The sequence below is a fragment of the Ulvibacter sp. 2210JD10-4 genome (assembly GCF_058148525.1).
Genome location: NZ_JBYVJZ010000002.1, coordinates 487,135 through 514,019 on the forward strand (window position 1 = coordinate 487,135; position 26,885 = coordinate 514,019).

Annotated in this window: 26 protein-coding genes; 15 read left to right on the top strand and 11 right to left on the bottom strand. The window is 35.1% G+C overall.

Annotation, left to right across the window (positions count from 1 at the left end; genetic code table 11):
- Nucleotides 1-143: 143 nt before the first annotated feature.
- Together ACY2RT_RS07855 and ACY2RT_RS07860 are read right to left on the bottom strand one after the other, a co-directional pair.
- On the bottom strand, nucleotides 144-668 hold the full coding sequence (locus ACY2RT_RS07855; RefSeq protein ID WP_490155353.1) for a Kelch repeat-containing protein: 525 nt from the start codon (nucleotides 666-668) through the stop codon (nucleotides 144-146).
- Between the two features lie 50 nt (nucleotides 669-718).
- Nucleotides 719-919 carry a hypothetical protein gene (locus ACY2RT_RS07860; protein WP_490155354.1) on the bottom strand — a complete coding sequence of 67 codons (201 nt, stop codon included), beginning with the start codon at nucleotides 917-919 and terminating at the stop codon, nucleotides 719-721.
- A gap of 275 nt (nucleotides 920-1,194) precedes the next feature.
- On the opposite strand from ACY2RT_RS07860, the gene ACY2RT_RS07865 reads away from it, so the two are divergent.
- The 5 genes from ACY2RT_RS07865 to ACY2RT_RS07885 all read left to right on the top strand — a co-directional run bounded on the left by ACY2RT_RS07865 (nucleotide 1,195) and on the right by ACY2RT_RS07885 (nucleotide 8,132).
- Complete coding sequence (locus tag ACY2RT_RS07865) at nucleotides 1,195-1,932, top strand: sensor histidine kinase (protein ID WP_490155355.1); 738 nt, start codon at nucleotides 1,195-1,197, stop codon at nucleotides 1,930-1,932.
- Entirely contained in the window at nucleotides 1,929-2,630 is a 702-nt protein-coding gene (locus ACY2RT_RS07870; protein ID WP_490155356.1) for a LytR/AlgR family response regulator transcription factor, read from the top strand. The genes ACY2RT_RS07865 and ACY2RT_RS07870 overlap by 4 nt, the downstream gene beginning before the upstream one ends.
- A 405-nt stretch (nucleotides 2,631-3,035) precedes the next feature.
- Complete coding sequence (locus ACY2RT_RS07875) at nucleotides 3,036-4,169, top strand: putative porin (protein ID WP_490155357.1); 1,134 nt, start codon at nucleotides 3,036-3,038, stop codon at nucleotides 4,167-4,169.
- Nucleotides 4,170-4,363: 194 nt separating this feature from the next.
- Nucleotides 4,364-7,363, top strand: coding sequence for a leucine--tRNA ligase (locus ACY2RT_RS07880; protein WP_490155358.1), 3,000 nt, complete (start codon nucleotides 4,364-4,366; stop codon nucleotides 7,361-7,363).
- Nucleotides 7,364-7,442: 79 nt separating this feature from the next.
- On the top strand, nucleotides 7,443-8,132 hold the full coding sequence (locus tag ACY2RT_RS07885; protein WP_490155359.1) for a zinc metallopeptidase: 690 nt from the start codon (nucleotides 7,443-7,445) through the stop codon (nucleotides 8,130-8,132).
- Between the two features lie 24 nt (nucleotides 8,133-8,156).
- On the opposite strand, the gene ACY2RT_RS07890 is transcribed toward ACY2RT_RS07885, so the two are convergent.
- Entirely contained in the window at nucleotides 8,157-9,527 is a 1,371-nt protein-coding gene (locus tag ACY2RT_RS07890) for a saccharopine dehydrogenase family protein (RefSeq protein ID WP_490155360.1), read from the bottom strand.
- 71 nt (nucleotides 9,528-9,598) lie between these two features.
- On the opposite strand from ACY2RT_RS07890, the gene ACY2RT_RS07895 reads away from it, so the two are divergent.
- Both ACY2RT_RS07895 and pckA read left to right on the top strand, forming a co-directional pair.
- On the top strand, nucleotides 9,599-9,991 hold the full coding sequence (locus tag ACY2RT_RS07895; protein ID WP_490155361.1) for a DUF423 domain-containing protein: 393 nt from the start codon (nucleotides 9,599-9,601) through the stop codon (nucleotides 9,989-9,991).
- A gap of 76 nt (nucleotides 9,992-10,067) precedes the next feature.
- Nucleotides 10,068-11,669: a phosphoenolpyruvate carboxykinase (ATP) gene (gene pckA, locus ACY2RT_RS07900; protein ID WP_490155362.1), complete on the top strand. Its 1,602-nt coding sequence runs from the start codon at nucleotides 10,068-10,070 to the stop codon at nucleotides 11,667-11,669.
- Nucleotides 11,670-11,739: 70 nt separating this feature from the next.
- Here the strand turns inward: pckA and ACY2RT_RS07905 are convergent, their stop codons facing one another.
- Nucleotides 11,740-12,486, bottom strand: coding sequence for a uroporphyrinogen-III synthase (locus tag ACY2RT_RS07905; protein ID WP_490155363.1), 747 nt, complete (start codon nucleotides 12,484-12,486; stop codon nucleotides 11,740-11,742).
- Nucleotides 12,487-12,509: 23 nt separating this feature from the next.
- Entirely contained in the window at nucleotides 12,510-13,163 is a 654-nt protein-coding gene (locus tag ACY2RT_RS07910; RefSeq protein WP_490155364.1) for a DUF4271 domain-containing protein, read from the bottom strand.
- 116 nt (nucleotides 13,164-13,279) lie between these two features.
- On the opposite strand from ACY2RT_RS07910, the gene ACY2RT_RS07915 reads away from it, so the two are divergent.
- The 3 genes from ACY2RT_RS07915 to ACY2RT_RS07925 are packed head-to-tail and all read left to right on the top strand — an operon-like array spanning nucleotide 13,280 to nucleotide 15,797.
- Nucleotides 13,280-14,011, top strand: a complete 732-nt coding sequence (locus ACY2RT_RS07915) for a polyprenol monophosphomannose synthase (protein WP_490155365.1) — start codon at nucleotides 13,280-13,282, stop codon at nucleotides 14,009-14,011.
- Entirely contained in the window at nucleotides 14,011-15,354 is a 1,344-nt protein-coding gene (locus tag ACY2RT_RS07920; RefSeq protein ID WP_490155366.1) for a dihydroorotase, read from the top strand. Before ACY2RT_RS07915 ends, ACY2RT_RS07920 begins: the two co-directional genes overlap by 1 nt.
- Entirely contained in the window at nucleotides 15,351-15,797 is a 447-nt protein-coding gene (locus ACY2RT_RS07925; RefSeq protein WP_490155367.1) for a DUF4296 domain-containing protein, read from the top strand. The genes ACY2RT_RS07920 and ACY2RT_RS07925 overlap by 4 nt, the downstream gene beginning before the upstream one ends.
- Here the strand turns inward: ACY2RT_RS07925 and ACY2RT_RS07930 are convergent.
- Nucleotides 15,794-16,801: an NAD-dependent epimerase/dehydratase family protein gene (locus ACY2RT_RS07930; RefSeq protein ID WP_490155368.1), complete on the bottom strand. Its 1,008-nt coding sequence runs from the start codon at nucleotides 16,799-16,801 to the stop codon at nucleotides 15,794-15,796. The two genes, ACY2RT_RS07925 and ACY2RT_RS07930, sit on opposite strands and share 4 nt — an antisense overlap.
- Nucleotides 16,802-16,936: 135 nt before the next feature.
- Between ACY2RT_RS07930 and ACY2RT_RS07935 the strand changes: the two genes are divergently transcribed.
- Together ACY2RT_RS07935 and tyrS are read left to right on the top strand one after the other, a co-directional pair.
- Nucleotides 16,937-18,091, top strand: a complete 1,155-nt coding sequence (locus tag ACY2RT_RS07935; RefSeq protein WP_490155369.1) for a T9SS type A sorting domain-containing protein — start codon at nucleotides 16,937-16,939, stop codon at nucleotides 18,089-18,091.
- 73 nt (nucleotides 18,092-18,164) lie between these two features.
- A complete protein-coding gene (gene tyrS, locus ACY2RT_RS07940) occupies nucleotides 18,165-19,463 on the top strand; it encodes a tyrosine--tRNA ligase (protein WP_490155370.1) in 1,299 nt (432 codons plus the stop codon).
- Between the two features lie 127 nt (nucleotides 19,464-19,590).
- Here tyrS and ACY2RT_RS07945 read toward each other — a convergent pair whose 3' ends face one another.
- The 4 genes from ACY2RT_RS07945 to ACY2RT_RS07960 all read right to left on the bottom strand — a co-directional run bounded on the left by ACY2RT_RS07945 (nucleotide 19,591) and on the right by ACY2RT_RS07960 (nucleotide 23,143).
- Entirely contained in the window at nucleotides 19,591-20,106 is a 516-nt protein-coding gene (locus ACY2RT_RS07945) for a DUF350 domain-containing protein (RefSeq protein WP_490155371.1), read from the bottom strand.
- Between the two features lie 7 nt (nucleotides 20,107-20,113).
- A complete protein-coding gene (locus ACY2RT_RS07950) occupies nucleotides 20,114-21,145 on the bottom strand; it encodes a hypothetical protein (protein WP_490155372.1) in 1,032 nt (343 codons plus the stop codon).
- Nucleotides 21,146-22,120 (bottom strand): LuxE/PaaK family acyltransferase, encoded by a 975-nt coding sequence (locus tag ACY2RT_RS07955; RefSeq protein WP_490155373.1) that lies wholly within the window; start codon nucleotides 22,118-22,120, stop codon nucleotides 21,146-21,148.
- A 90-nt stretch (nucleotides 22,121-22,210) separates the two neighbouring features.
- The gene (locus ACY2RT_RS07960; RefSeq protein ID WP_490155374.1) at nucleotides 22,211-23,143 is read right to left on the bottom strand and encodes a T9SS type A sorting domain-containing protein; all 933 of its coding nucleotides are present in this window, start codon (nucleotides 23,141-23,143) and stop codon (nucleotides 22,211-22,213) included.
- 215 nt (nucleotides 23,144-23,358) lie between these two features.
- Here ACY2RT_RS07960 and ACY2RT_RS07965 point away from each other — a divergent pair, with 215 nt between their 5' ends.
- Both ACY2RT_RS07965 and ACY2RT_RS07970 read left to right on the top strand, forming a co-directional pair.
- Nucleotides 23,359-24,042 carry a response regulator transcription factor gene (locus ACY2RT_RS07965; RefSeq protein ID WP_490155375.1) on the top strand — a complete coding sequence of 228 codons (684 nt, stop codon included), beginning with the start codon at nucleotides 23,359-23,361 and terminating at the stop codon, nucleotides 24,040-24,042.
- Complete coding sequence (locus ACY2RT_RS07970; protein ID WP_490155376.1) at nucleotides 24,042-25,085, top strand: sensor histidine kinase; 1,044 nt, start codon at nucleotides 24,042-24,044, stop codon at nucleotides 25,083-25,085. The genes ACY2RT_RS07965 and ACY2RT_RS07970 overlap by 1 nt, the downstream gene beginning before the upstream one ends.
- On the opposite strand, the gene ACY2RT_RS07975 is transcribed toward ACY2RT_RS07970, so the two are convergent.
- Nucleotides 25,059-26,117, bottom strand: a complete 1,059-nt coding sequence (locus tag ACY2RT_RS07975) for a glycosyltransferase (RefSeq protein WP_490155377.1) — start codon at nucleotides 26,115-26,117, stop codon at nucleotides 25,059-25,061. The genes ACY2RT_RS07970 and ACY2RT_RS07975 overlap by 27 nt on opposite strands.
- A 66-nt stretch (nucleotides 26,118-26,183) precedes the next feature.
- Here ACY2RT_RS07975 and trmB point away from each other — a divergent pair, with 66 nt between their 5' ends.
- Complete coding sequence (gene trmB, locus ACY2RT_RS07980; RefSeq protein WP_490155378.1) at nucleotides 26,184-26,864, top strand: tRNA (guanosine(46)-N7)-methyltransferase TrmB; 681 nt, start codon at nucleotides 26,184-26,186, stop codon at nucleotides 26,862-26,864.
- Nucleotides 26,865-26,885: the final 21 nt, after the last annotated feature.

A 26,885-nucleotide genomic window follows, 5' to 3' on the forward strand; every position in this document is an offset into this window, starting at 1 on the left:
CAGGTAATAATTGATCTGTCATTAGGGTCTATTGTTCCAACCTTAACGGTATTCCAATAATTTGGTGATAGAAAGCCATCACTCCCGCATACATAAATAAGTTTGTTGTTATGTATTGTAAACCCTCCCCAGTTAAGACCATTTCAAGATGGAGATACAGGGGTTGCTTCTCGCCAATGATCATAGGTGCTATTGTACAAATAAGTTTTGTGTTGGTATCCGCCAATAACATAGATAAGACTGTCTTGGTATACTACTGCCTTAGCATCTACAATAGTTCTTGGGAAATTAGCTGCTTGTGACCAGTTATTAGTTTCAATATTGTACTTTCGAACTGTGTTGATAGGGCTTCCCGGAGTGGTTGTTAGCCCGCCAATAGTATAAAGTGTATCCTTCAAAATTGCAGTAGCGCCTCCCAATAATGGGGTAGGGTGTGGCGCTAAAGTACTCCAGGAATTAGTGCTTAATTGATATTTTTGAGTTGTAGTAGTTATGATTTCATCCTGATTTCTTCCGGATGTGATTAATAGGAAACCTTCTCCATCTTTAATATAAGAAGCTGTTTGACCGGCTCGAATACGTTCAGGGATATCTGAACCTGTGGCCCATTGTGCTTTAGAAATTTGTGATGATAAGACAACAATTAAGAAATAAAACAGATACTTCATTTTTTTGATTTTATATTCAAACTTATATCAAATGAATCACCGATCTTTTCCTATGTTGCAGAAGTAATTCGGGTTGCCATAGAAGACTGTTTAATTGCTTCTAAAGGAGTTTTTTCTATTTGTCTGTAAAATGGTGTTGTTTGTGCATTTAAATAGGTCTTTGATAGTACTTTTAAAAGGGTAACTGTTAAAGATGTATTTTTGTAATATGCGGAAACGATGGGTAAAGCATTTTCTTTTCTGGTTGGCATACCATGCGTTTGAAGTATATGCTGATCTTTTATGGTTTGTTAACAAATACAACTTATCTGTCTCAGAGGCATTTTCTATTTCGTTTAAAGCAGAAACTTTAATGTTGTTGGCCATCAAACTACCGATGGTATATATCATGTTTTTTATACTTTCAAAGTATTCATCCAAGAAAGTAAATATTTGGCAGTTAGTTTTATCGCTTAGTTTTGTTCTTATTTTGTTTACTGCAATTGCTCAAATCATAATTGTATATATTTTATCTCCAACACTTTATGTGAATTTTGATATTGAAGAAACTTTTGCTTATCAGGGTGTTATAAATTCATTTATGGATAAAATTTTCATTGCTTGTTTGGCGATTTCTCTTAAACTAATGTCTAATGCTCAAAGACAAAGAGAAAGGGAGCAATTTCTAATAAAAGAGAAACTTAAGACCGAACTTAACTTTTTAAAATCACAAATTAACCCACATTTTCTCTTCAATACCCTCAATAATATCTATTCGCTTGCTCGAAAAAAATCGGAAAAGACACCAGAAGTGGTTGTTAAGCTTTCAAATCTCTTACGTTTTGTTTTATATGAAAGCAAGAATCAATACATTTATGTTGAGAAGGAATTGGATTTTTTAAAAAATTATGTTGAACTACATAAAATTAGATATGATGACCGCCTTGAAATTGTTTTTAAGAATCAAATAGACGATTACAATGCTAAAATTAAACCACTTCTTTTAATGCCTTTTGTTGAAAATGCTTTTAAACATGGTGTGTATCATTCAACAAATAGATCCTATATATATATTGAATTAATTGTACGGAAGAATAAATTAACATTTAAGGTTGAAAACTCTTTTGACCCTAATTACCAAAATATTGATAAAGAGGATGGAATTGGACTCAAAAATCTGAAGCGCCAACTTGAATTGATGTATCCAAAATATCATCTTGAAACAAGGAAACACGGGAAAAAGTTTTTGGCTGAAATTTTTCTGGATTTAAATCAGGGAGTATGAACATTAAATGCATTATTATAGAAGACGAACCATTGGCAGTAGACGTTCTTAAAGATTTTATTTGTCAGGTTGATTTTTTGCAGCTGGAGGCAATATGTAATGATGCTATTTCGGCAATGAAGGTTTTGAACAAGAAAAAAATTGATTTAATTTTTCTTGACATTCATCTCCCAAAATTAACTGGTTTAGAGTTCTTAGGTGCTCTAAAGAAGCCACCAAAAGTAATCATAACTACAGCATACCATGAGTTTGCTTTAGAAAGCTATAATTATCAGGTCTTGGATTATCTTTTAAAGCCTATTGAGTTTGGCCGGTTTATGATTGCGATACAAAAAATGATGGGCCAACCAAATAGCTATACCCCGAATCACGAAGACAATTTAACAAACCAAAGCTTATTTTTTACAGTCAACAAACGGAAAGCAAAAGTAGACCTCAATTCAATATTATATATTGAAAGTCAAAGAGAAAATGTAAAAATAGTTACAGAAGCCAAAACAATTTACACTCGTATTACTATTAGTGAATTAGAAAAAAAATTACCAAATAACTTTATTCGTATTCATCGTTCATTCATAATACAAAAATCAAAAATTGAATTTATAGATGCTAATGAAATTGAAATACAGGGTAAACATTTACCTATTGGTCGAAGTTATAAGGATATGGTGTATTTAGCATTGGGCTTCAAAAAATAATGAAGTCGTTTAGAAAAAAATTCCAGGCGATTTTTCTTTTTGAGATTTTTAACATTAAGGAAATTAGGCTCTGGCGAGACGGTTAAATATAATGGTAGAATTCCTCAATAATTTTATTGGAAACATTAATATTCTAATCCTGATTATTGTCTGCATAGGATAATCTCACATTTCCAAACAGTCTTTGTATTGATATATAAATAATTACTATAGGTAGTTTGTGCTGTACATGAATTATAGCCTTTCCGATAATTAAAGAATTGCAATTGTATAGATTCTGAAGTTCCAGATATTTCCCTGATGCCCTAATTTAAAACACGTAGCGGACAATAATCCCATTCATATATGACTCAATCGGGAGAATATATGTATATTTTATGCGTATATAAACCAGTTGACTGCAATTTGAGAAAACTACTATTTATTCTGATATTTCTAATTGTTCCCGTAACTATATTAGCTCAAACGGATTCTCTTAAATCTAAACTAATTTTTGATTTGGATTTTCGGTTTCGCGTTGAGCAAGACTGGAACTCGAAAAAATCTGACGGTACGTTCAGAGACGATAGAACCAGACTTCGCTACAGATTGAGGGCGGGTGTTAAATATGGAGCTAAGTGGTATGAAACAGGATTTAGATTAAGAACGGGTAATCCCCGTAAGCAACAAGACCCACAATTAACACTTGGAGATGGATTTAAAGAATTTGGGACGTTGTCCATTGGTATAGAGAAAGCATATTTTCAAGGTAATTGGAATACATTCAAATTTTGGGTTGGCAAGAATACTTTTCCTTTCGAAAAAAGTAATGAACTCTTTTGGAGTGACAATGTGTATCCGGAGGGAATTTCTCTTGAAAAAAGCTTCGGAATAAACTCAAACATTATTGATTCCTTCATCTTTAGAGGAGGCCATTACATTATAGCTACTTCTAATAGATCTTTAAATAAGGACTCTTATTTTCAAGGTTATCAAATTTCCACTTCTTTTTTAAATAAACGATTGGTCCTGTTTCCTTCGCTGTACTTATTTAAGAATATCCCTAATATACCTGATGGTAATGATACATTCTTACTTGATTATTCTATACTACATCTAGGCACAAAATTTAAGGTTCTAAATAATAAACCCTTGAATATTGAATTAGATTACTACAGAAATCTACAAGATTATAACAAGAACGATTCCATACCCAACAAATTTAAAGGCCAAAAATTCGGATGGGTCTTAGGTTTAAAATACGGAACTTTAAAGAAAAAAGGAGATTGGTTGTTTAGTACAAGTTATGCAAAACTTCAACAATTTTCTGCAGTTGACTTCCTTGCTCAAAATGATTGGGCAAGATGGGACTATTCTTCATTTGGGTCGCCAGATGGAAGACTAACCAACTTTAATGGAATTGAGCTTGTTGCAGGATATAAAATTGATAAAAAAATAAGCTTAAAAATGAAGTATTATTTTGTTGAACAACTTATTCCTTTGGGAACAGCAAAGGAAAATGGGAGTAGAGTTAGGCTTGATTTGGATGTCAAATTTTAAACACTTCCCTGCAATTATCATAATTAACTAGTAATCAGCATTTGAAATACATCATTTTTTAAAAGCGCCAATCTCCTACATTACCAAAGAAAGCCTGTAAAATTTCTAAAAATTAGCATATCCCTTTTTTTAATGATAATTAGGTTTTACTTCTTCTAAGAAATCTTAAATTTGCTTTTCTTAGAAAATAAGCAATGAGTAAATATCATTTCAACACCATAGAAAAATTCTGGCAGGACTACTGGGCTGAGAACGGAACTTTTGAAGCTGAGGATCAAAGTGAAAAGCCTAAGTACTATGTACTGGATATGTTTCCGTACCCGTCTGGTGCAGGGCTGCATGTAGGACACCCGCTAGGATATATTGCAAGTGATATTTATGCTCGTTATAAACGCCACAAAGGTTATAATGTCTTACACCCGCAAGGATACGATTCGTTTGGACTGCCGGCAGAGCAATATGCTATTCAAACCGGGCAGCATCCTCGAAGAACTACCGAAGAAAACATCACCCGCTACCGTGAGCAACTTGACAGAATTGGATTTTCCTTCGATTGGAGCAGAGAGGTACGTACTTCAGACCCCAATTATTATAAGTGGACACAGTGGATATTTATTCAATTATTTGAAAGCTGGTATTGCAAAAGACATGAAAAAGCTTTTCCAATTTCCGAATTGGTCAAAGTGTTTTCTGAACAGGGGAATGAAAGTATCAACGCAGAATGTGAAGTCGATATCCCTGTTTTTACTGCGGAAGAATGGAATTCCTTTTCCGAAAAACGAAAAGAAAAGAAATTACTTAAATACAGGTTGGCATACCTGGCTGAAACCGAAGTGAATTGGTGTCCGCAACTGGGGACCGTATTAGCAAACGACGAAATTGTGAATGGTGTTTCCGAGCGTGGAGGCTATCCGGTGGTCCGAAAACGAATGATGCAATGGAGTATGCGAATTACTGCTTATGCACAACGTTTACTGGACGGACTTGATACTATAGACTGGCCACAACCACTGAAGGATTCACAAACCAATTGGATAGGACGTTCCAAAGGAGCATTGGTACATTTTAAACTGAAAGACCATGATGGAAGCATTGAGGTTTTTACCACACGCCCCGATACCATTTTTGGAGCCAGTTTTATGACCTTGGCACCGGAACATGAACTTGTAGATAGAATTACAACCATGGAACAGCGTTTTGAGGTCTCAAAATATATTGAAGCTACAGCAAAACGAAGTGAACGAGAACGTATGGCAGATGTAAAGAGCATTAGCGGTGTCTTTACAGGCGCTTATGCTGTACATCCTTTTACCGGTGAAGATGTTCCCATCTGGATAGGAGATTATGTGTTGGCAAGTTATGGAACAGGAGCTGTAATGAGTGTACCTTGTGGTGACCAAAGGGATTATGACTTTGCAACACATTTTAATATTCCTATCCCAAATATTTTTGAAGAAATAGATATTTCTGAAGAAGCTTATGCCGATAAGGACAATACAATTATCGCTAATAGCGATTTCTTAAATGGCTTTAACTACACCGAAGCAACTCAAAAGGTGATAGATGCTTTAGAAGAAAAAGGAATTGGCAAAGGGAAAATAAATTATCGCTTGCGAGATGCTGTATTTTCAAGACAACGTTACTGGGGAGAGCCGTTCCCTGTGTACTATGAAAACAAATTACCCAAAATGATCGCCACGGAGCATTTACCTTTAATGCTTCCGGAAGTAGAAAAATACCTACCTACCGAAGATGGGGAGCCTCCTTTGGGACGAGCGGATGTATGGGCCTGGGATACAGAGAAAAATGAAGTGGTCCCTAACCATAAAATAGACAATAAAACCATCTTTCCTTTAGAATTGAATACCATGCCGGGCTGGGCAGGAAGCAGTTGTTATATGTTCCGGTATATGGACCCTCATAACAATAATGAACTTGCTTCCAAAGCAGCGATGGACTATTGGGGAAATGTAGACCTCTATGTGGGAGGAAGTGAACATGCTACGGGTCACTTGCTCTATAGTCGCTTTTGGGTGAAATTCTTGTACGACCGTGGGGTTTTACATGTGGATGAACCTTTTAAGAAACTCATCAACCAGGGGATGATTCTTGGGGAGAGTGCTTTTGTATATAAGGTGATCTATGCGAATGGCTGTGAAAGAGACCGTGTTTTTGATATTGATACAGAGTTTCTGAAAAGTTTACCGAACGAATTATTTATAACAAAAAGTAAATTAAATACTGATTATGGTAATACTTACGAGTGTAGCCATGATGATACATTTAATGAAACGATAAGAAATTATTTGCTGAAACGAGGATTTATTGGAAGAGATGATTTTAATAAGGTCTATTGTGATGCGATACAAGTTCATGCAAATGTCTCTTTAGTGAATGCCTCTAATGAATTAGATATAGAAGCCTTTAAAAAATGGCGTCTGGAATATAAAGACGCTGAATTTATCACTGAGGATGATGGTTTTTTTAAAGTTTCACGTGAAGCTGAAAAAATGTCCAAGTCCAAATATAACGTGGTGAATCCCGATGATATTTGTGAGCAATATGGAGCAGATACACTACGTCTGTATGAAATGTTCTTAGGCCCGCTGGAGCAGGCAAAACCCTGGAATACTGCCGGAATCACCGGAGTACATTCTTTCTTAAAAAAGCTATGGAAATTATACCATACCGGAGCAGATGAAAGTTTTAATGTTTCAGAAGAAAAGGCAGCTAAAGACAGCTTAAAAACCTTGCACAAGACCATTAAGAAAGTGGAAGAGGATATTGAGAACTTTAGTTTTAATACTTCGGTCTCCAGCTTTATGATCGCTGTTAATGAGCTGACCGCTCAAAAATGTGACAACCGGGAAATTCTGGAACCGCTGGCAATCCTAATTTCACCCTATGCGCCACATATTGCTGAAGAATTATGGAATAGATTAGGGTATTCAGAAAGCATCTCAGCTACTCCTTTTCCGAAGTTTGATGAAGGTCATTTGGTGGAAAGTACTAAAGAATATCCCATTTCTTTTAATGGAAAAATGCGTTTCACGATGGAATTGCCTCTTGACATGTCTAAAGATGACATAGAGACTGCCGTGATGTCACATGAGAAGACAGCCCATTATTTGGAGGGTCGTACGCCTAAAAAGGTGATTATTGTTCCCGGAAAGATTGTAAATATTGTTGGCTAAACTTTTTGCATAGTATTTGCTGTGTTTAAGATAATTTAGTAACATTTAAAAAGACACCCGTTTTTACGGGACAATAGTTATGATTGGATATTATATACTGGCAGGAATTATCTTTTTGGTGAGCATGTATGTTAGCAATAAGCTAAAAAGCAAGTTCAAAAAATATTCTCAAATTCATCTTCAAAATGGAATGAGCGGTAAAGAGGTTGCCGAAAAAATGCTAAGCGACAATGGTATACATGATGTGAAAGTGATATCGGTTGCAGGGCAATTAACAGACCATTACAATCCGGCAACTAAAACAGTTAATCTTAGTGAACCGGTCTATATGCAACGTAATGCTGCAGCTGCTGCGGTTGCTGCACATGAATGCGGACATGCTGTACAGCATGCTACCGCATATAGCTGGTTAAAAATGCGTTCGGCAATAGTTCCGGCAGTAAATATCTCAAGTAAGCTTTCCAACTTTGTAATCATGGCTGGATTGGTGCTTTCTGTAACGGGATCGTTTATTGGGAATTCCATTTTCTTAGTTGGGATTCTGTTATTTGCTATGACAACCTTATTTACATTTATTACGCTTCCTGTAGAGTTTGATGCCAGCAAAAGGGCCTTAGTTTGGTTGCAGCGTGAAAATATGGTGACTCAGCAGGAGTATGCGGGAGCGAAAGACGCTTTAAAGTGGGCAGCCAGAACCTATGTGGTTTCAGCATTGGGTTCATTAGCAACTTTGCTATATTTTGTAAGTATCTTCTTAGGCAGGAGGTAAATCAATAAAACTAAAAGTTTTCGGTTATCCTTCTACATTGTCAGGGTTATAGCCCAAATAAGGCACTTGGTTTTCTTTGAAAGTAATTCCGAAGGACTCCAATTCTTTCAAAATGGGCTCATACACTTCTTTGGCAATAGGAATTTGTACTCCGGGAGTGGTAATTTCTCCATTCAGGATCTTTAAAGCAGCAATAGCAACTGGCAGCCCAACGGTCTTTGCCATAGCAGTGTGTGTTTGGTTACTACCTTTAATGACCATATTACTGTCTATTTGTTTTTTTTCACCATTTAATTCGTAGCCAAATTTATGATACATGACGATCATATCTTTATCTTCTTCGGCGAGGGTCCATTTATCCATTAGTATTTTCTGAAGTGCCTTAGCCGGAGATGCATCTTTAATACCAATTTTCTTTTCGGTATTAAAAATATCAAGTTCTAACAATTTTCCCCACATAAGGTCATCCTGATCAATTTTTAAACTATGGCGCAATTTCAATTCTACAGAATCAGTTGGAGAATACGGCAAGAAAAGATTGATGAAATCCCTGTATGAAAGGTTTTCAGAATCCGGTATAGTATAACTGTCATCTGTCATTCCCAACTGGACAAACATATTCCATGCTTTGCTAAAACCTACCCGGCGAATGGTTCCACGATACAAAGTTAAAATATCTTCCAGGCCGTATACTTTTCTATATTTCAATGAATTTCTATTGGCGTAAGCTTCAAATTTTCCATAGCCTTCAATTTCCAGAAATTCTGTTCTTCTGAACAGCCTGTGGTATGGAATATATTTATAGGTTCCTTCCTGAATAAATTCTGCAGCACCGCCTTGTCCTGCTAAAACTACATTTCGGGGATTCCATGTGAATTTATAATGCCAAAGGTTATCATCATTTTCCGGTGCGATCAATCCACCCGTAAAGGATTCGAAAAGTAACATCTTCCCACCATTCTCCCGTATACGGTCAATCACTTGTATTGCACTCATATGATCAATCCCGGGGTCAAGACCTATTTCATTCATAAACACCAGTCCTTTGGCTTTGGCTTTTTTGTCTAGAAGCTGCATTTGATCACTTACGTAAGAAGCTGTCACCAGGTGTTTGCCAAATTCTATGCAGTCCTTTGCCACTTCAATATGAAAACGTGCCGGAAGCATCGAGATTACCAAGTCACTATTGGAAATGGCATTTTTTCGCTGAGATTCGTTAAATACATCAAGTACAATTCCACGGACATTGGGGTGTTTTTCATTGAACTTCTGGGCATTTTGTACAGAAATATCACCAATGGTGATAAATAGTTCTTCAGCTTCAGCTCTGTCAATTAAATATTGAATCAAACTTATAGCAGAACGGCCTGCTCCAATTATCAAAATGTTTCTCATCCGTAGGTTTTTTACTAGCTTTGTAGCAGTAGTGTTTAACAAGACGAAAGTACTAATTGTAAGTGTAATTCATGAGGAATTTTGATAAAAAAATTGTGGTGACGGCTTCGTTATTAGCTGCTGTTACTATTGCAATTGGGGCATTTGGGGCGCATGGGTTAAAAGAACTTGTAGACGCACAGGCGCTTAGCTCTTTTGAAACCGGAGTGCGGTATCAAATGTATCATGCACTGGCACTTTTAGTGATTGGTTTTGCAACGGGGATTCCTTCCAAAACCAGAAAATGGGTGTTTTGGTTTTTTCTCATGGGAATACTATTCTTTTCAGGCTCAATATACCTATTAGCCTTAAAAACCGTACTGCCTTTTAGTGTTTCTTTCTTAGGCCCTGTAACTCCAATTGGGGGTATACTCTTTATCGTTGGGTGGTTACGCTTGGTCTATGGTTTATTAACAATTAAGTAGGGATAATTATACTTTTTTAACCATTTTATCTCTGTTAGATTTATTATTTTTGTAGCCACAACAATTAAAACTAGTTATGGTCGATAAAAACCAAACTGCAAAATCGATTTCGTTAGACTCTTATGGAATCAAGAATGCAAAAGTTAATTATCAATTATCTTCTCAAGAACTTCACAACGAGACATTACGAAAAGGACAAGGAAAGGAAGCAAGCAGTGGGGCACTTGCAGTAAATACCGGTGAATTTACGGGAAGATCTCCTAAAGATCGGTTTATAGTAAAAGATGATATTACTCGTGATAAAATATGGTGGGGAAATATCAACATTCCGTTTCCAACGGATATGTTTGATGTTTTATATGAAAAAGTAGTTGATTATCTTTCTGAAAAAGAAATTTACGTTCGGGACAGCTATGCCTGTGCCAATGATGACTATCGTTTAAACATACGTGTTATTAATGAATATCCCTGGTCTAACATGTTTTCCTATAACATGTTTTTACGCCCGACAGAAGAAGAATTAGAAGACTTTGATCCGGAATGGCTTGTTGTAAATGCCCCCGGGTTTATGGCAGACCCTGAAGTAGATGGTACACGGCAACACAATTTTGCTATTTTAAATTTTACAAAAAAAATAGCTTTAATAGGAGGTACGGGATATACCGGAGAGATTAAAAAAGGAATTTTTTCCGCACTTAATTTTATACTTCCGGTAGATAAAAACACAATGCCAATGCACTGTTCTGCCAATGTAGGCGAGAACGGGGAAACGGCTATATTCTTTGGTCTGTCCGGAACTGGTAAAACCACGCTCTCTGCAGACCCAAACCGTAAATTAATTGGAGACGATGAGCATGGATGGACTGCTGAGAATACCATCTTTAATTTTGAAGGAGGTTGTTATGCAAAAGTGATCAATCTTTCTGAAGAAAACGAACCGGATATTTATCATGCGATCAAACCCGGAGCTATTTTGGAAAATGTAGTTATGGACGAAAATGGCGAAGTGGATTTTGCCGATACTTCCATTACACAAAATACACGTGTAAGCTACCCTATTTATCATATAGAAAATATTCAGGAGCCCTCTATAGGAGAAAACCCTAAAAACATCTTCTTTTTAACGGCGGATGCTTTTGGTGTTTTGCCTCCTATTTCAAAATTAACACCAGGACAAGCAGCATACCATTTTATTAGTGGATATACTGCCAAAGTTGCTGGGACCGAAGAAGGGGTCAACGAACCATTACCAAGTTTCTCGGCTTGTTTTGGAGCGCCGTTTATGCCGTTGCACCCTACAAAATATGCTGAAATGTTAAGTGCTAAAATGAAAGAGGCCGGAGTAAATGTATGGTTGATCAATACAGGATGGACAGGAGGTCCTTATGGTGTAGGGACCCGAATGAAACTTAAATACACTCGTGCTATGATCACAGCTGCACTTGATGGCGAACTGGATAATGTACCATACGAGCAACACCCAATCTTTCGGTTGAATGTTCCACAGGAATGCCCTAATGTTCCAACTGAAGTGTTAAATCCTAAAGAAACCTGGAAGAACAAGAAAGCGTACGATATTCAAGCAAAAGAATTGGCAACTTCTTTTAAAGACAATTTTAAAAAGTTTGAAGAATATGCCAATAATGAAATTCTTCTAGGTGCGCCGCAGGTAGGATAAATAAAAGTTTGAAATAAAAAAAGCCTTCGGAAATTTCGAAGGCTTTTTTTATTTCAATACAACTGAAAAATTATTTTTTATTGACTTCTTTAATATATTTTTCCAAAGCCATGGTCATTGATGGTGTTTCCGGAGTGGGTGCTTGTATATCAACACGTAAACCACTTTCTGTAGCTGCTTTTACAGTGGTGTTTCCGAAAACAGCAATACGGGTATCATTTTGTTCGAAATTCGGAAAATTTTGAAGTAAAGATTCTATTCCGCTTGGGCTAAAGAAAACCAAAATATCATAATATACGTCACGCAGATCGGATAGGTCACTTACTACAGTTTTGTAAAAAGTAGCTTGTTTCCAGTTTACGCCCAAATCGTTTAATACAGAAGGAACTTCAGGTTTTAACTTATCTGAAGAAGGCATTAAAAACTTCTCGGTTTTATATTTCTTTATAAGGGGGGAAAGTTCGGTAAATGTCCTTTTGCCTACGTATATTTTTCTTTTACGGTATACCACATATTTCTGAAGATAAAATGCTACAGCTTCACTTTGGCAAAAATACTTCATTGTATCCGGCACTTTGAAACGCAATTCGTCAGCAATTCTGAAAAAGTGATCAACAGAATTTCTACTATTTAAAATGATAGCTGTATAATTGGTAAGATCTACCTTTTGAGAACGCACATCTTTCCCTGAAACACCTTCTACATGAATAAAAGGCCTGAAATCTATCTTTACTTTTTGTTTTTCAATTAAATTGAAATAAGGAGAGTTTTCAACTTTAGGTTCGGGTTGAGAAACTAAAATAGTTTTCACTTTCATAAGCAGCATATTAAATTTACCTTCTATGATAACGCTTTATAGAGTATAATATAAGGTGAAATTTCAAGAGCGCAAAGATACAAAATAAAATAAAAGAAATTACCTAAAATTAGGTTTCCATTTGTTTTATAACTGTAAAACAGTGCAATACCGTTTAGCAATAAAATGACCGAAACAAAGATAAACAATAGATTAAGTGAAGGATTCAGGACGTAAAAAAAGATAAGATTTCCAACAAAAAAAAGTATTGCCATGAGGTTTCTGTAACTTAATTTATGATATAAATAACTATTTATAAGTGAGTCAATAGAGAAAATAGCACCAATAATCTTCTCAATTGAGAATTTTATAAATACAAAGACAATATAACCTGTAGAAATTTGAACGAATAACCATGCATTGTTTTTTGGTATTTCAGGGTCGATTTTTTTTATGATAAGGTAAATGAATAATGAAACTGAGATTACTTGAGAAGCAAATAATAATATATTAAAAGGATGTTGTATTTCATCATTCCTGCCTTGCACCAAAAAATATTTATTGGTAATAGGCAACAATATAAATTCCTCAAACCGTTTAGGATATAAATATTTTGCAAAGGCAAGCAATACAAAACAACACACTAATAACAGTGTGATCCAATCTAAGGTTTCTGTGTGTCGTTCTATGTATTGCACATTAAGTTTTATAGCAAAGGTACACCAAAATAGATTTGTAAAAAGGAGTTCAATTCGAATTTCATTCGCATATTGTTTAGGTAAAAAGAGGTACATTTGCCCAAAAAAAGGGAAATATGTCCGAAGCGGTAGTGGTAATTCCCACTTACAACGAAATTGAAAATATTGAACGCCTTATTCGTAACATTTTTTCATTACAACGAGCGTTTGATATTTTAGTGGTGGATGATAATTCTCCGGATGGTACTGCAAATGCTGTTAAATCACTATTTGAAACTTACCCTGGTCAGCTTTTTATTTTGGAGCGTGAAGAGAAAAAAGGACTGGGGACTGCATACATTGCCGGCTTTAAATGGGCATTGGAAAGAAAGTATAATTACATTTTTGAAATGGATGCAGATTTCTCTCACAATCCAAATGATCTAATTCGTTTATATAATGCTTGTGCTAAAGAAGGATATGACCTTTCTATTGGTTCCCGTTATGTAAAGGGAGTGAATGTTGTCAATTGGCCTATGAGCAGGGTTTTGTTGTCTTGGGTGGCTTCAAAATATGTGCGATTTATCACGGGAATGAATATTTATGATACTACGGCAGGATTTGTATGCTATAAACGTGCTGTATTAGAGAAAATACATCTGGATAAAATTCAATTTATAGGGTATGCGTTTCAAATTGAAATGAAATTTAAGGCCTATCTCAGTAAATTTAAAATTGTGGAAGTCCCTGTGGTCTTTACCGATAGAACCAGAGGAGAATCAAAAATGAGTAGTGGGATTATTTCCGAAGCCATTTTTGGAGTAATAAAAATGAAGTTTAAAAGTCTTTTTACCAAGTACGATATTTAATGAAGAATATTTTAATAAAGAACGCAAATATTGTTAACGAGGGAGCGATCTTTCTTGGTGATGTGCTTGTTGAAAATGATCGCATCATTGAAGTGTCTGAGAGCATTAGTGTAAAATCTGCAGATACTAGAGTAATAGATGCAGACGGGCATTACCTGTTTCCCGGGATGATAGATGATCAGGTACATTTTAGAGAACCGGGACTCACACATAAAGCAACGATCGAAACCGAATCGAGAGCAGCTGTAGCGGGAGGGATCACTTCTTATATAGAAATGCCCAATACTGTACCACAGGCTACCACTATTGAGTTGTTAGAAGAAAAATTTACAATTGCCCAAAAAACTTCTTGGGCCAATTACTCTTTTATGTTTGGCGGCACCAATGATAATTTGTCTGAGATACTAAAAGTAGATGAAACCAAAGTGGCAGGTCTCAAGTTGTTTTTAGGTTCATCTACAGGAAATATGTTGGTAGACGATCCTAAAATTTTAAAAGAGATCTTCAGTAAAACCAACCTGTTGATTTCTGCTCATTGTGAAGATGAGTCAACGATCAAAGAAAATTTAGCAAAATATAAGGCAGAATATGGTGATGCCATCCCAATAGAATTACACCCTATTATCCGAAGCGAAGAGGCATGTTACATCTCTTCGTCAAGAGCAATTGAACTTGCCAGAAAAACAGGTGCACGTTTACACGTTTTTCATCTTTCTACGGAAAAGGAAACACATCTTTTCAGTAATAAAGAGCCATTAGCCAAAAAGAAGATTACTGCTGAGGTTTGCATACACCATTTATGGTTTACAGATGAGGATTACAAGACCAAAGGCACTAAGATAAAATGGAATCCTGCAGTAAAAACACAAAAAGATAGAGACGGACTTTGGAAAGCTTTAAATGATGGGCGTATTGATGTGATCGCTACAGATCATGCACCGCATACTATAGAAGAGAAAGATAATGTATATACCAAAGCTCCTTCTGGAGGGCCTTTGGTACAACATGCTTTAGAAGCATTGTTCGAAATGTATCATAAAGGAAGGATTTCCATTGAGAAAATAGTGGAGAAAACAGCACATAACCCGGCGATATTATTTCAGATAAAAGAACGCGGATTTATAAGAGAAGGATATAAAGCAGATCTGGTTTTAATAAATCCTAATGCTCCCTGGACCGTTACAAAAGAGAATCTGGCTTATAAGTGTGGTTGGTCACCTTTTGAAGGGACAACTTTTAGGTCCCGCATTACACATACATTTGTAAACGGCCAGATTGTATACGAAAACGGGAAGTATTTAAATCGTGGTAATGCAGAGCGCTTAACATTTAACAGAGGATGAGATATTTTTTAGGCATTGTAATTATATTGTTTTTATGGGGCTGTCAAGATGTTAAACGGCCCGAGAAACCTGAGAATTTGATCCCGAAAGAAAAAATGATCGACATTTTAACAGATTCTTATTTAATGAATGCCGCCCGAAGTATTAATTCAAGAATCATTAATGATAAAGGGATAAAATTGGATTCTACACTTTATAAAAAATATGATATTGACAGTCTGCAATTTGCAAAAAGTAATGCATATTATACTTCAGATCTCAATGGCTATACTGCCATGTTCAATAAGGTGGAACAACGATTAATTCAAATTGAAAAAGAGCACGATAGTATCAAGCTGGCCAATACAAAAAAGACTAAGGCAGAAATAGAAACAAATGCTAAGAAAGATAGTATTGAAACTCCAACCGGATTAATTGACCCGGTGCAGACTGATACAAATTAAAACTTTGATCCATAATTTTTGGTGATCCGCAGAAATGTTTCTTCGTGTGATGTGTATTTGAAATCTAACTCCCGCTCTATTTTTGAAGCATCATAAAAAGAAGTAGCATACAATAAATTCACAGTAGCTTTTAGTAATTTTCTTTTTGTTCCAAATAATTTTGCTGAAAACCAATCGAGAATTCTCATAAATGTCAAGATCCATTTAGGAGCTAATTTTTTTGGCGGCCTGTTTTTGAAATAATAGGATAAACTTGAAAGCAATTCTTTGTAATGGATGTTTTTTCCCACCAAAATGTAATTTTGTCCTTTCATTGAACTTTTCATTAATGAAACCATAGCATTGACCACATCTTTTACATCTACAATTCCCAAACCGCCAGTGGTGTAAAAAGAAACTCCTTTTGAAGCTCTTTTTATGATCATTCCGCTGCCGGAGTTCCAGAATCCTTCTCCGAGAATAACACCCGGGTTTACAATTACAGCATTTAAACCTTCTTGGGTGCCACGCCATACTTCCATCTCTGCACCATATTTGGTAATGGCATATACACTATTGTCATCTTCCGGGTTCCAAACGGTTTTTTCATTGATTAGATCATTTTTTTCTGCACTTCCCAAGGTGGCGACAGAACTTACATAACAGATTTTTTTAACCTTATTCTCCAGACAGAGGTTTACAATATTGGCAGTACCTTCTATGTTTGCTTTTTTAAGTTTATGGTAATGCTTTGGGTTAAAACTAATATATGCTGCAGCGTGATAAACATGTGTAATATCTTTAAAAGCTAATGTCAAAGCAGGTATGTCTGTGATATTTGCTTCTACCCAATCAATTTTGTGGAATAGAACCTCAGGTTCAGAGGTAAAGTACGAGAATACTTTTTTTACAGCTTCCAGATCGCTTGAACTTCTATGAATGGCACGAACACTTTCATTGTCTTTCAGTAATGAATACAACAAATGTGAACCTACCAAACCTGTACCTCCAGTAACTAAAACCATAGGGCTAATGTAATAGTTCTTGGTGAAATATAGTTTGATTTTTTGTTTCTGCCTTAATAACAATAACTTCCAAGAGAATAATCGTATATTTACTATTACTATGATACGGTTTTTAGCTGTTGCTTGCTATCCTATATGAAAAAGAATTATTTTATACTGTTCCTGCTTGTAATGTGCAATTTTGCGTATTCACAGATCGTAAATATTCCTGATGCCAATTTTAAGAATGCATTGGTCAATGAAAATGTGGTTGATTTTGATGGTGATGGCAACCCGGAAAGTAACGCCGATACTAATAATGACGGTGAAATACAGGTTAGTGAAGCAGAGGCTGTAGTATGGTTATATGTAAGAGCTGAGGAAATTGCTTCCCTAGAAGGAATTGAGAGCTTTATCAATATTGAAAGCCTTAACTGTAGTCAAAATTTACTGACGACTTTAGACCTGTCACAAAACGTAAAGTTGGAGAGTTTGAGTTGTTTTTTTAACGATATTACTAACTTGAATGTTACTCAAAACCCAAATCTTAAAGAAATTTATTGTGATTTCAATAAACTCACTTCAATAGACGTTACTCAAAACCCGAATCTGGAGCAAATTAGATTTTCTGGTAATCAATTGACAACTATTGATTTTTCTCAAAATATAAACTTAAGGGATATCAATCTAAATTTTAATAACTTGGTTTCACTGGACCTATCACAAAACACCAATCTTGAAATACTTTGTTTTAGCCAAAATAACTTGAGTGCCATTGACCTAACCGAAAATCCAGATCTTGTTATTTTGGATACTGCTTTTAATCAATTAATTAATCTGGATATTTCAGAGAACTCCAATATTACTAAGTTGTGGTGTAATAATAATCGATTAATGAACTTAAACATCCAAAACGGAAATAATTCTTCTTTTCTCATATTTAATGCAGAGAACAATCCCAACTTAAATTGTATTCAGGTAGATAACGAAGCGTTTGCTAATAGCCAAACCGGATGGATTAAAGATTCTACTGCAGACTATAGTGAAAATTGTATTTTGGGGTTGAATGACGTTGAGAATCCATTACAAATTATACTCTACCCAAACCCCGCAGATACTATTATCTATTTTGAAAACACTGATGGATTGACTATAGGTGCTATTGAGGTGTACGATATACTGGGAGGAAAAGTTCTTGCTAAAACAACTAATATCGATCTGCTAGATGTCTCTAATCTAAAAACCGGGGTATACTTTATAAAAATAAATACCAATAAAGGCGATCTGGTCCAAAAATTTATAAAAGAATAGTCTTTTTTACAATACTCTTTTCTCTTTTAATGCTTCCACCTATCTTTGCTGAAATCTTTAAAACAACAAAACTTTGAAACTTAAAAATTTCGTTGAAGAGCTACAGTGGAGAGGGATGATTCACGATGTAATGCCTGAGACCGAGGAACACCTCATGGAACAAATGCGAGCTGCGTATATTGGGTTTGACCCAACGGCAGATTCGTTACATATTGGGAATCTGGTTCCTATTATGTTGTTAGCATTTTACCAACGTTGCGGACATAAGCCGGTTGCATTGGTAGGAGGTGCCACAGGTATGATTGGAGACCCTTCAGGAAAATCTAGCGAACGAAATTTATTGGATGAAAAGACACTGCGACACAATCAAGAGTGTGTTCGTAAACAGTTATCTCAGTTTTTAGACTTTACGTCCGGGGAAGCCAATGAAGCTATCATGGTGAATAATTATGATTGGATGAAGGAGTTTTCTTTTTTAGATTTTATTCGTGACGTAGGTAAGCATATTACTATCAATTATATGATGGCGAAAGATTCTGTAAAGAACAGGATCACAGGAGAAGGGACTGAAGGGATGTCTTTTACCGAATTTACCTACCAATTAGTACAAGGATATGATTTTTTGCATTTGTACAGGAATCATGATTGCACACTACAAATGGGTGGAAGTGACCAATGGGGGAATATTACAACAGGAACCGAATTGATTCGCCGGATTGCAAGTGGAAAAGGTTATGCTTTAACCTGCCCGTTAATTACAAAGAGTGATGGCAGCAAGTTTGGAAAAAGCGAAGGTGGAAATGTATGGTTGGATGCCAACAGGACTTCACCTTATAAATTCTACCAGTATTGGTTAAATACCAGTGACGAAGATGCCGAAAAATATATCAAGATCTTCACTTTTTTAGACAAATCGACTATCGATGGATTAGTTGCCGAACATAAGGAAGCACCTCATATGCGCTTACTTCAGAGACGGTTGGCGCAGGAAGTAACAACTACAGTTCATAACGAAGAAGAGCTGGAGAAGGCTGTGAAGGCTTCAGCTATTTTATTTGGTAAGTCTACTTCGGAAAATCTAAAAGAATTAGATGAAAAGACGTTTTTAGATGTATTTGAAGGTGTTCCACAAGCAGAGGTTTCAGTTTCAGAAATTAAAAATGGTTTGAATATCATTGGGGTATTGGCTGAAAAGACAGAATTCCTTAAATCGAATGGTGAGGCTCGACGCGCTTTAAAAGAAAATTCGATTTCTGTAAATAAAGAAAAAGTTACTGAAGGATATACAATTTCCACAACAGATTTAATAAACGATCAATTTGTTTTATTACAACGCGGAAAGAAAAATTATTTCATTATAAAAGTGGTGTAAAAAATGAAAATCCCAACATAAAAAATGTCAGGATTTTCAATACTAACTAACCAACCAAATTATGAAAAAGCTTTCCCGCTTTCATAACATAGAGTTGGTCTTAGATAAACTAAAAACCTTACAATTTTTATAAATAATTAGTTACTTCTGGATAAGGGATCAATGAACTTATTAAAAGAGCGATACTATCCTTAGCGATAAGGGTAATGCTTATCAAAGTAGCCACTACTATTAATGAGACAGAAAGATTATTTTGTTGTATTTCCTTGAACTCATTTATCCCTTTGGTCAATATAGAGAACAGAAAAAATACGGAACCATTTATAAAAATTGCCATCACAAAACCTATAAAAAGATACATGCCCGAATATTTTGCGATCATTATAAGGTCAATAGCTTCATTTTGATTTAAAGAAAGTCTGATTACATTGGTAATAGATGGTAGAATTTCACTTAAAATGATACCAATAGACAATACTATTCCGGAAGTAAACACAGTAAAGGCTAAATTAGATCCGCCCAGTTCTTCTTTTTTGAAAAATAACTTCTTCAGCATTTTATAGGAAACAAAAATGATAACGACAGTGATGATCACTGATAGCAAGATTTCCAGAAGCGCAAGAGTAAAAAGTTGTGTATTCATAGTTTTATTATTTGCTGGTTAGTACCACATTCCAATAGGTAATATCATTAAAACCCGGAGACAAATATCCTGCCTCAAAATATTTTGCAGTGGTTTCCCAAAGAATGTATTTTTTCCCGTTGTAGATCTTATTCAAACCACTTGCCGGGAGGTTAATCCCTAAAATAGAATGTTTGTAAAAGTCACTATTTAAAATAGCAACATCATAATTAAAATGTTTCAGGATAGCATAAATGATTACAGTGCGAGTGTCGCAATCTCCTTTTAAATTTTGAATAAATGATACAGGATTCTGAATGCCGTACATTATATTCCCAATACAACATTCCGGGCATTTTTCTAAAATTTGCTTGATGGATTCTTCATAGTGTTGGGCGGGCAAACACGCTTCCTGAAATACAAATGAATAAGGTATATCCTGAATGCAACTCACGACCATTTCGGCAAACTCCATTTGGTTTAGTTTTTTTTCGGCATTAATAGATTCAAAGGTCTGAATCACCAAATCTAAGCTGGGAGTGTCCTTTCGGTCGATATAATCATACAAGTTTCCCCAGAAATTTCCCCCGCCTGGTGGCCTGTATGAATTAATATGCCCTTTTAAACTGAAAAAATCTTGTTCTCTTACGGTAAGGTTTCCTGCATAATTGTTTCCATAATTATCTTTCCATACCCTATTACTATTATATACAGAAATGGTGTCTTTATCTTCAATTAGCGTTGTTTTTGAAACAGATTCGTCTTTTGCAAATGTTACTTCCTCGTTAACGTAAGGGGTTATAACCGAAAATAAATATGAAAAAATTGTAAAAACACTGTAAATAATAACTATAACAACAACCCCTTGAGTAATTATTTTTCTAGGTTGCCCGCCAAAAATTTTGAGCGTAAAAAAAACAGATATGCCTAACGCTAATATCAGGGAAATAAAGCTGTGAAAACTAAATGCGTTTTTAATAACTGCATAGCCGATCAATGTAAAGATTCCGGAAACAATCATCCAGAAACAACCATTATTACTTTTTTTTGGAGCATCCATTTATAAAACCATCAAATTGCAGCCACGAATATCGCTGGTATCAAATCTACCCAAAATTTCGAAACTACCGTTAGGATACCTTTTTCCCAGATCCTGTGTAGCTATAAATGAACAAGAGTAGAGGTTGGCTAGGTCAATAACGTTTATACCTCCTGTTTTTTTGGACGTTAAAGTGAGTGCATCTTCAGTATCACGGGTAATAATCTTCATCCATGGCGGACATATAAAAACTCCATTGCCTTTTGAATAAGCCTGAGAAAGCAATTCGGTCATTCCGTATTCACTATGAATTGTTTCTACATCAAATCCTTTTTTTAATATCTCATGCAGCTCATCTTTTACCATTTCTTTACGTCTCCCCTTCATACCTCCGGTTTCCATTATGAGTGTATTTTTTAAATGAAAGTTCTGTAATTTTAATAAATCCAAAAGAGCATAAGAAACACCAATAAGTAGTGTTTTTTGTTGGCAAGCTTCTAAAAAATTTAATTTATCAATTAATGCAGCAGTATTGTCCAGATAAAATCCGCTATGAGAATTTGCGCCTTTTTTTATAAGATGATCTACCATATAAACCAGTGAAGAATCCCCCCTTTCCAAATAAGAAGGAAGTAAAGCAAGAATGGTATATGTTGAAATATCTCCATAGCTATGTATAAATGCTTTATTAAAGCTTTGTTCATATAGAGAAAGGTCTGCTATGAGGTGGGTGCTGTGGGTACTTCCGGTTGTTCCACTACTAATAAATCTCTTTTCTGCGGTATGACCATCAGCCAGAATTTTATGAGTCTTAAAAAATTGTATGGGTAAGAAAGGGATGGTATCGATGCTTTTTACAGAAGTTTCTGTTACTTTCAAAAAATCACAAAACTCTCGATATACTTTAGTATTATGGTATTGAAATTTAAAAACTTCGAGAGCTAGGTTTTCAAATTCTTCAGAATCAGCAATTGTAAAAATGTCTTTTTCGAGCATTAGGAGTTTCAGAAAAATATATTTCAAAAATAGGCAATAAAAAAAGCTTCTGTTCTCACAAAAGCTTTAAAATTTGTAATAAATAAGTGATTACTTCACTACTAATTTCTTATTAATAGTCAAGTTTTCCTGTGTAATTCTCACAATATATATACCTCTGCTAAGGGAAGAAACATCTAATCTGTCGCCGTTAATGGAGGTATGAATTATCCTTTCTCCCAAAACATTATAAATAGATATTGCTTTAGGACCAAATCCCCGCGATAGAACATTTATGTAACTATTTGCAGGATTGGGAAAAATAGAGAATTGGCTGTTCTGAAAATGGTTGGTTCCTAATGTTCCGTTAAACACTATGTTGTCAAAGTAGAAAGCTTCTGTGCCCGCATTGTTCCTGGCCTCAATGACCAATTGCACAGTAGTATTTGCAAGTAGTGTGGCTTCCCCGGTGATCCAGCTTCCTTCGATTAAAAGATCATTAATATCGCTTCCGGTTGTATCTAAGATGTCTATTTCAGAAGAATTGGTGTGGTCCTTAACATAAATGCGTAACCTGTCTGAAGCAGCTTCGTTTACAGTTCCATCACCTTCATAACTGGTTTCAGTTAAAAAATAATCAAGCGTTAAAGTAGGTGAATTTGCACCTGTTAGATCTACAGGGTCGAACTCTAAAATAAAATTTCCGTCTACATCGCTAATCACATATCCTTTAGAACCATTTGGGAATGGGTTGGTGCTATTGGGAGGATTATCGGTAACACCTGCCAAATTACCATCTGTTAATCCAACACCAGGTGTTTCATAGGGAGTATATGTAGCGTTAAATCCTAATTCTCCACCTGTAGTGCTATAGTTTACGAGAGGTTCATTAATGTTGTTGACAAGATCATGCATTAAACCGGCATCACCAGTGTCTGTGTAAAAACCGTTAAAAAGATCCGGTTCTTCAAAACTTGTGCCTGTAATTTGGGACGAAGAAGTAATACTTAAAAGGAGTGTTGCTAAAAGAATAAATTTTTTCATTTTTAATGAGGTATAAGAAAATATGAATATACCTGGGGAGCCATTAAGAATGAATCAAACGAATTTGATGACCCCAATGTAGAAATTAAAAGCAAAAAACAAAAAAATTTTAACTATTAATGAATATGTTATCTAATCGTTAACAATTACCTTGTAAAAGTTTCTAAAATGTAATTAGTAGTATATTTAGCTTCTTTAAAAACCTTTATAATACTATGAAGAAAAAGGATACAAGAATACTTTTAGTAGATGATGAACCGGATATTTTGGAAATTGTAGGTTATAACCTTTCTGCGGAAGGATATCAGGTAATTACTGCCGAAAATGGACTAAAGGCTATTTCACAAGCTAAAAAGAGTAAGCCCCATTTAATAATTTTAGATGTTATGATGCCCGAAATGGACGGGATCGAAGCTTGTGAAAAATTGCGGAATATCCCTGAGCTTTCTGAAACGGTTATAACTTTTTTAACAGCTAGAGGGGAAGATTATTCCCAGGTAGCGGGATTTGAGGCCGGTGCAGATGATTATATCACAAAGCCTGTAAAACCAAAGGTTTTAATTAGCAAAGTGAAAGCTTTATTACGCCGTTTTAAAGAATCTACTGAGGAGGAAACCCATATGAAATTGGGTAATTTGATAATAAACAGAGAAGAATATAAAATTCTGAAAGGCAAAGAAGAAATAATATTGCCTCGAAAAGAATTTGAATTATTATCGTTATTAGCTTCAAAACCGGGAAAAGTTTTTAAAAGAGAAGATATTCTGGATAGAGTTTGGGGAAACGAAGTAGTCGTAGGTGGTAGAACCATCGATGTACATATTCGTAAACTACGTGAAAAAATTGGAGATGAAAAATTTAAAACTGTTAAAGGAGTTGGGTATAAGTTTGTAGTTTAATGGCAGACAATTTTAAGAGAAAATATAATTTTGCAGCTTTTACTTCTGCATCCATTACACTTTTTTTGACACTTGTAATGGGTGTTTTTTTTTATTTCTACCAAGGAATTGATTTCTGGTTCTTAATTGGTTTTGCGCTAATATGTTATTTTTTTTCGTTCTTCATTATTCAACGGCTGGTTGAGAAGTTTATATATAGACGGATTAAAAAGATCTACGATGATGTAAGTCTTTTAGATGCTTCTACTCTAAATCCGGAACGAATCACAACAGATATGGAAACGCTCACCAAAGAAGTAGAGCGTTTTGCAAAGGATAAAAAATTGGAGATAGAAAGTTTGAAAGTTCGTGAAAACTACCGAAAAGAATTTATTGGGAATATTTCTCACGAACTTAAAACACCCTTGTTTACTGTTCAGGGATATATTTTGACTTTACTGGATGGTGCAATGAAGGATAAATTGGTTCGAAAGAAGTATTTACAACGTGCAAATAGAGGGGTAGAAAGACTTATTTATATTATTAAAGATTTAGACATGATTACTAAACTTGAAGTGGGTGACCTAAATCTTGTAAAGGAAGATTTCAATATTATTGAATTGGTTCAAAATGTATTTGATTTGATCGAGATGAAAGCAGCCAAAAAGAACATTTCCCTGATATTTGATATCGATTATAAAGATCCAATATTTGTAAATGCAGATAGAGAAAGAATCCAACAAGTGCTCTCTAACCTTATCGTAAATTCTATTAAATATGGAAAAAATGGCGGAACAACGGAGGTAAGTATTGAAGGGCTTATTAAAAATAAAGTGATTGTAAGGGTGACCGATAATGGCGAGGGAATCGAAAAAGAACACATTCCACGGCTTTTCGAAAGATTCTACAGGGTAGATAAAAGTGGATCTAGAAAAGAGGGAGGTAGCGGATTAGGGCTTTCCATTGTGAAACATATAGTAGAGGCGCATGATGAAAAAATCTATGTTGAAAGCCAGATAGGTATAGGCTCAGAATTTTCATTTACCCTCGAAAAGTCCAAATAAGTGATCAACCCTATAAGAAACTTTAAAACCTTTTAATCCTTTATAGAAAGAAACTTCATCTAATTTTTCAATCGTAAAGTTGTCTTGTTTGCAATAAGGGACCAACCTTAAACTCTTTAAACGTTTTGCAAGGTATTTTTGTTCGTATTGCCCGGGGGTAGGAATAAAAAAGGCTTTTTTTTCTAATATGGCAAGATCCATAATTGTAGTATAACCAGAGCGTGAAACTACTATTTCACTTTCATTAATTGCAGTTTCCAATTGGGGAGTGTCCATAAAATTAACGATAGTGATGTTTTTAAACTGATCTGTTTTTTGTTCTGTTTCTACTATACCCCGGACCAATAATACTTTTACTCCTTTTTCAGTAAATTCTTCCAATAATTTTTCCTCCAGAATAGTTCGCTGAGGTTCCGGCCCGGAGAGTAAAGCCATAAAATCATATTTTTTAACAGCTTCTTTTTTTTGCATTCTACTTAGTGGCCCAATGTATTTTAATTTTAGATTTGCTGCATTAATATGGCCTAATCTTCCACTTAAATTTGGAGATTTTTCTACGTCCGGGACCCAGCATTCATCAAATTTTTTAATGATGCTTTGGTGTAGTTTACTGCTCCAATAAGTGGTTTTTCCTGAAAGTACATTGAGTTGATGTGTTATGAATACTGTAGGAACTTTTTTACTGTGTATACCAAATCGATTATCACTTATAATTCCATCAATCACATTTTCAGAAACAAGCTTTTTGACGATTCTTTTTTCAGAAGCTATTGTTTTTTTGATGTGGGGTAATTTAAAAAACAATGACCATTTAAAATATTCCCCTTTTTTTGGATAAGTAATATTATAAGAAGGTAATTCGATGGTTGGTAGTTGAGGAAATTCTCTTTGCAGTAATAATAGTGCAGCTCCATCTGAGGCGATAATAACATTATAGGTGTTCAATAATTCCCGTATAATAGGAATACATCGTGTGGCATGTCCCAAACCCCAGTGTAACGGTGCTACTAAAATGGTTTTTTGCTTTGCCATAAAAACAAAGGTACGGATATTAGTAAGGGTATAATATTTCCTTAATTTTACCAAAAAATTAATTCTGTGGGAAGTAAAAACAAATTAAAACGGTTTAAAGAAAATGAAACCTTTGCAAATGTGGTTCAGCCGTCTCGGGATGAAATTCTTAATGATACTCATGAATTAAAGGGAAACTGGAGAAGAGATTTTTTCAAAAACAATAACCCAATCGTACTGGAACTAGGCTGTGGTAAAGGAGAGTATTCAATAAATTTAGCACAACGATCTCCCGGTAAGAACTTTATAGGGATAGACATTAAAGGTGCCCGTTTCTGGAGAGGAGCAAAAACTGCATTAGACGAAAACCTTACTAATGTATGTTTTTTGAGAATTCAAATTGAGTTAATTGATCGCCTTTTTGACGAAAATGAAGTAGACGAAATATGGATTACTTTTCCGGACCCTCAAATAAAATATAAACGAACCAAACACAGATTGACCAATATTGAATTTCTAAACAAGTATAAACGAATATTAAAACCAGATGGTGTTGTCCACCTAAAGACAGATAGTGAGTTTATGCATGGTTATACGTTAGGATTATTGCATGGACTTGACGAAGAAATTGAATACGCTCATCATGATGTTTATGGGAATAACCATTCTCCGGAAGAAGTAACACAAATACAAACTTTTTACGAAAGCCAATACTTAGAAGAAAACAAAAAAATTACCTATGTTCGGTTTAAATTCCGGTTCGTATAATTTTGTTTATATTCACGGTAT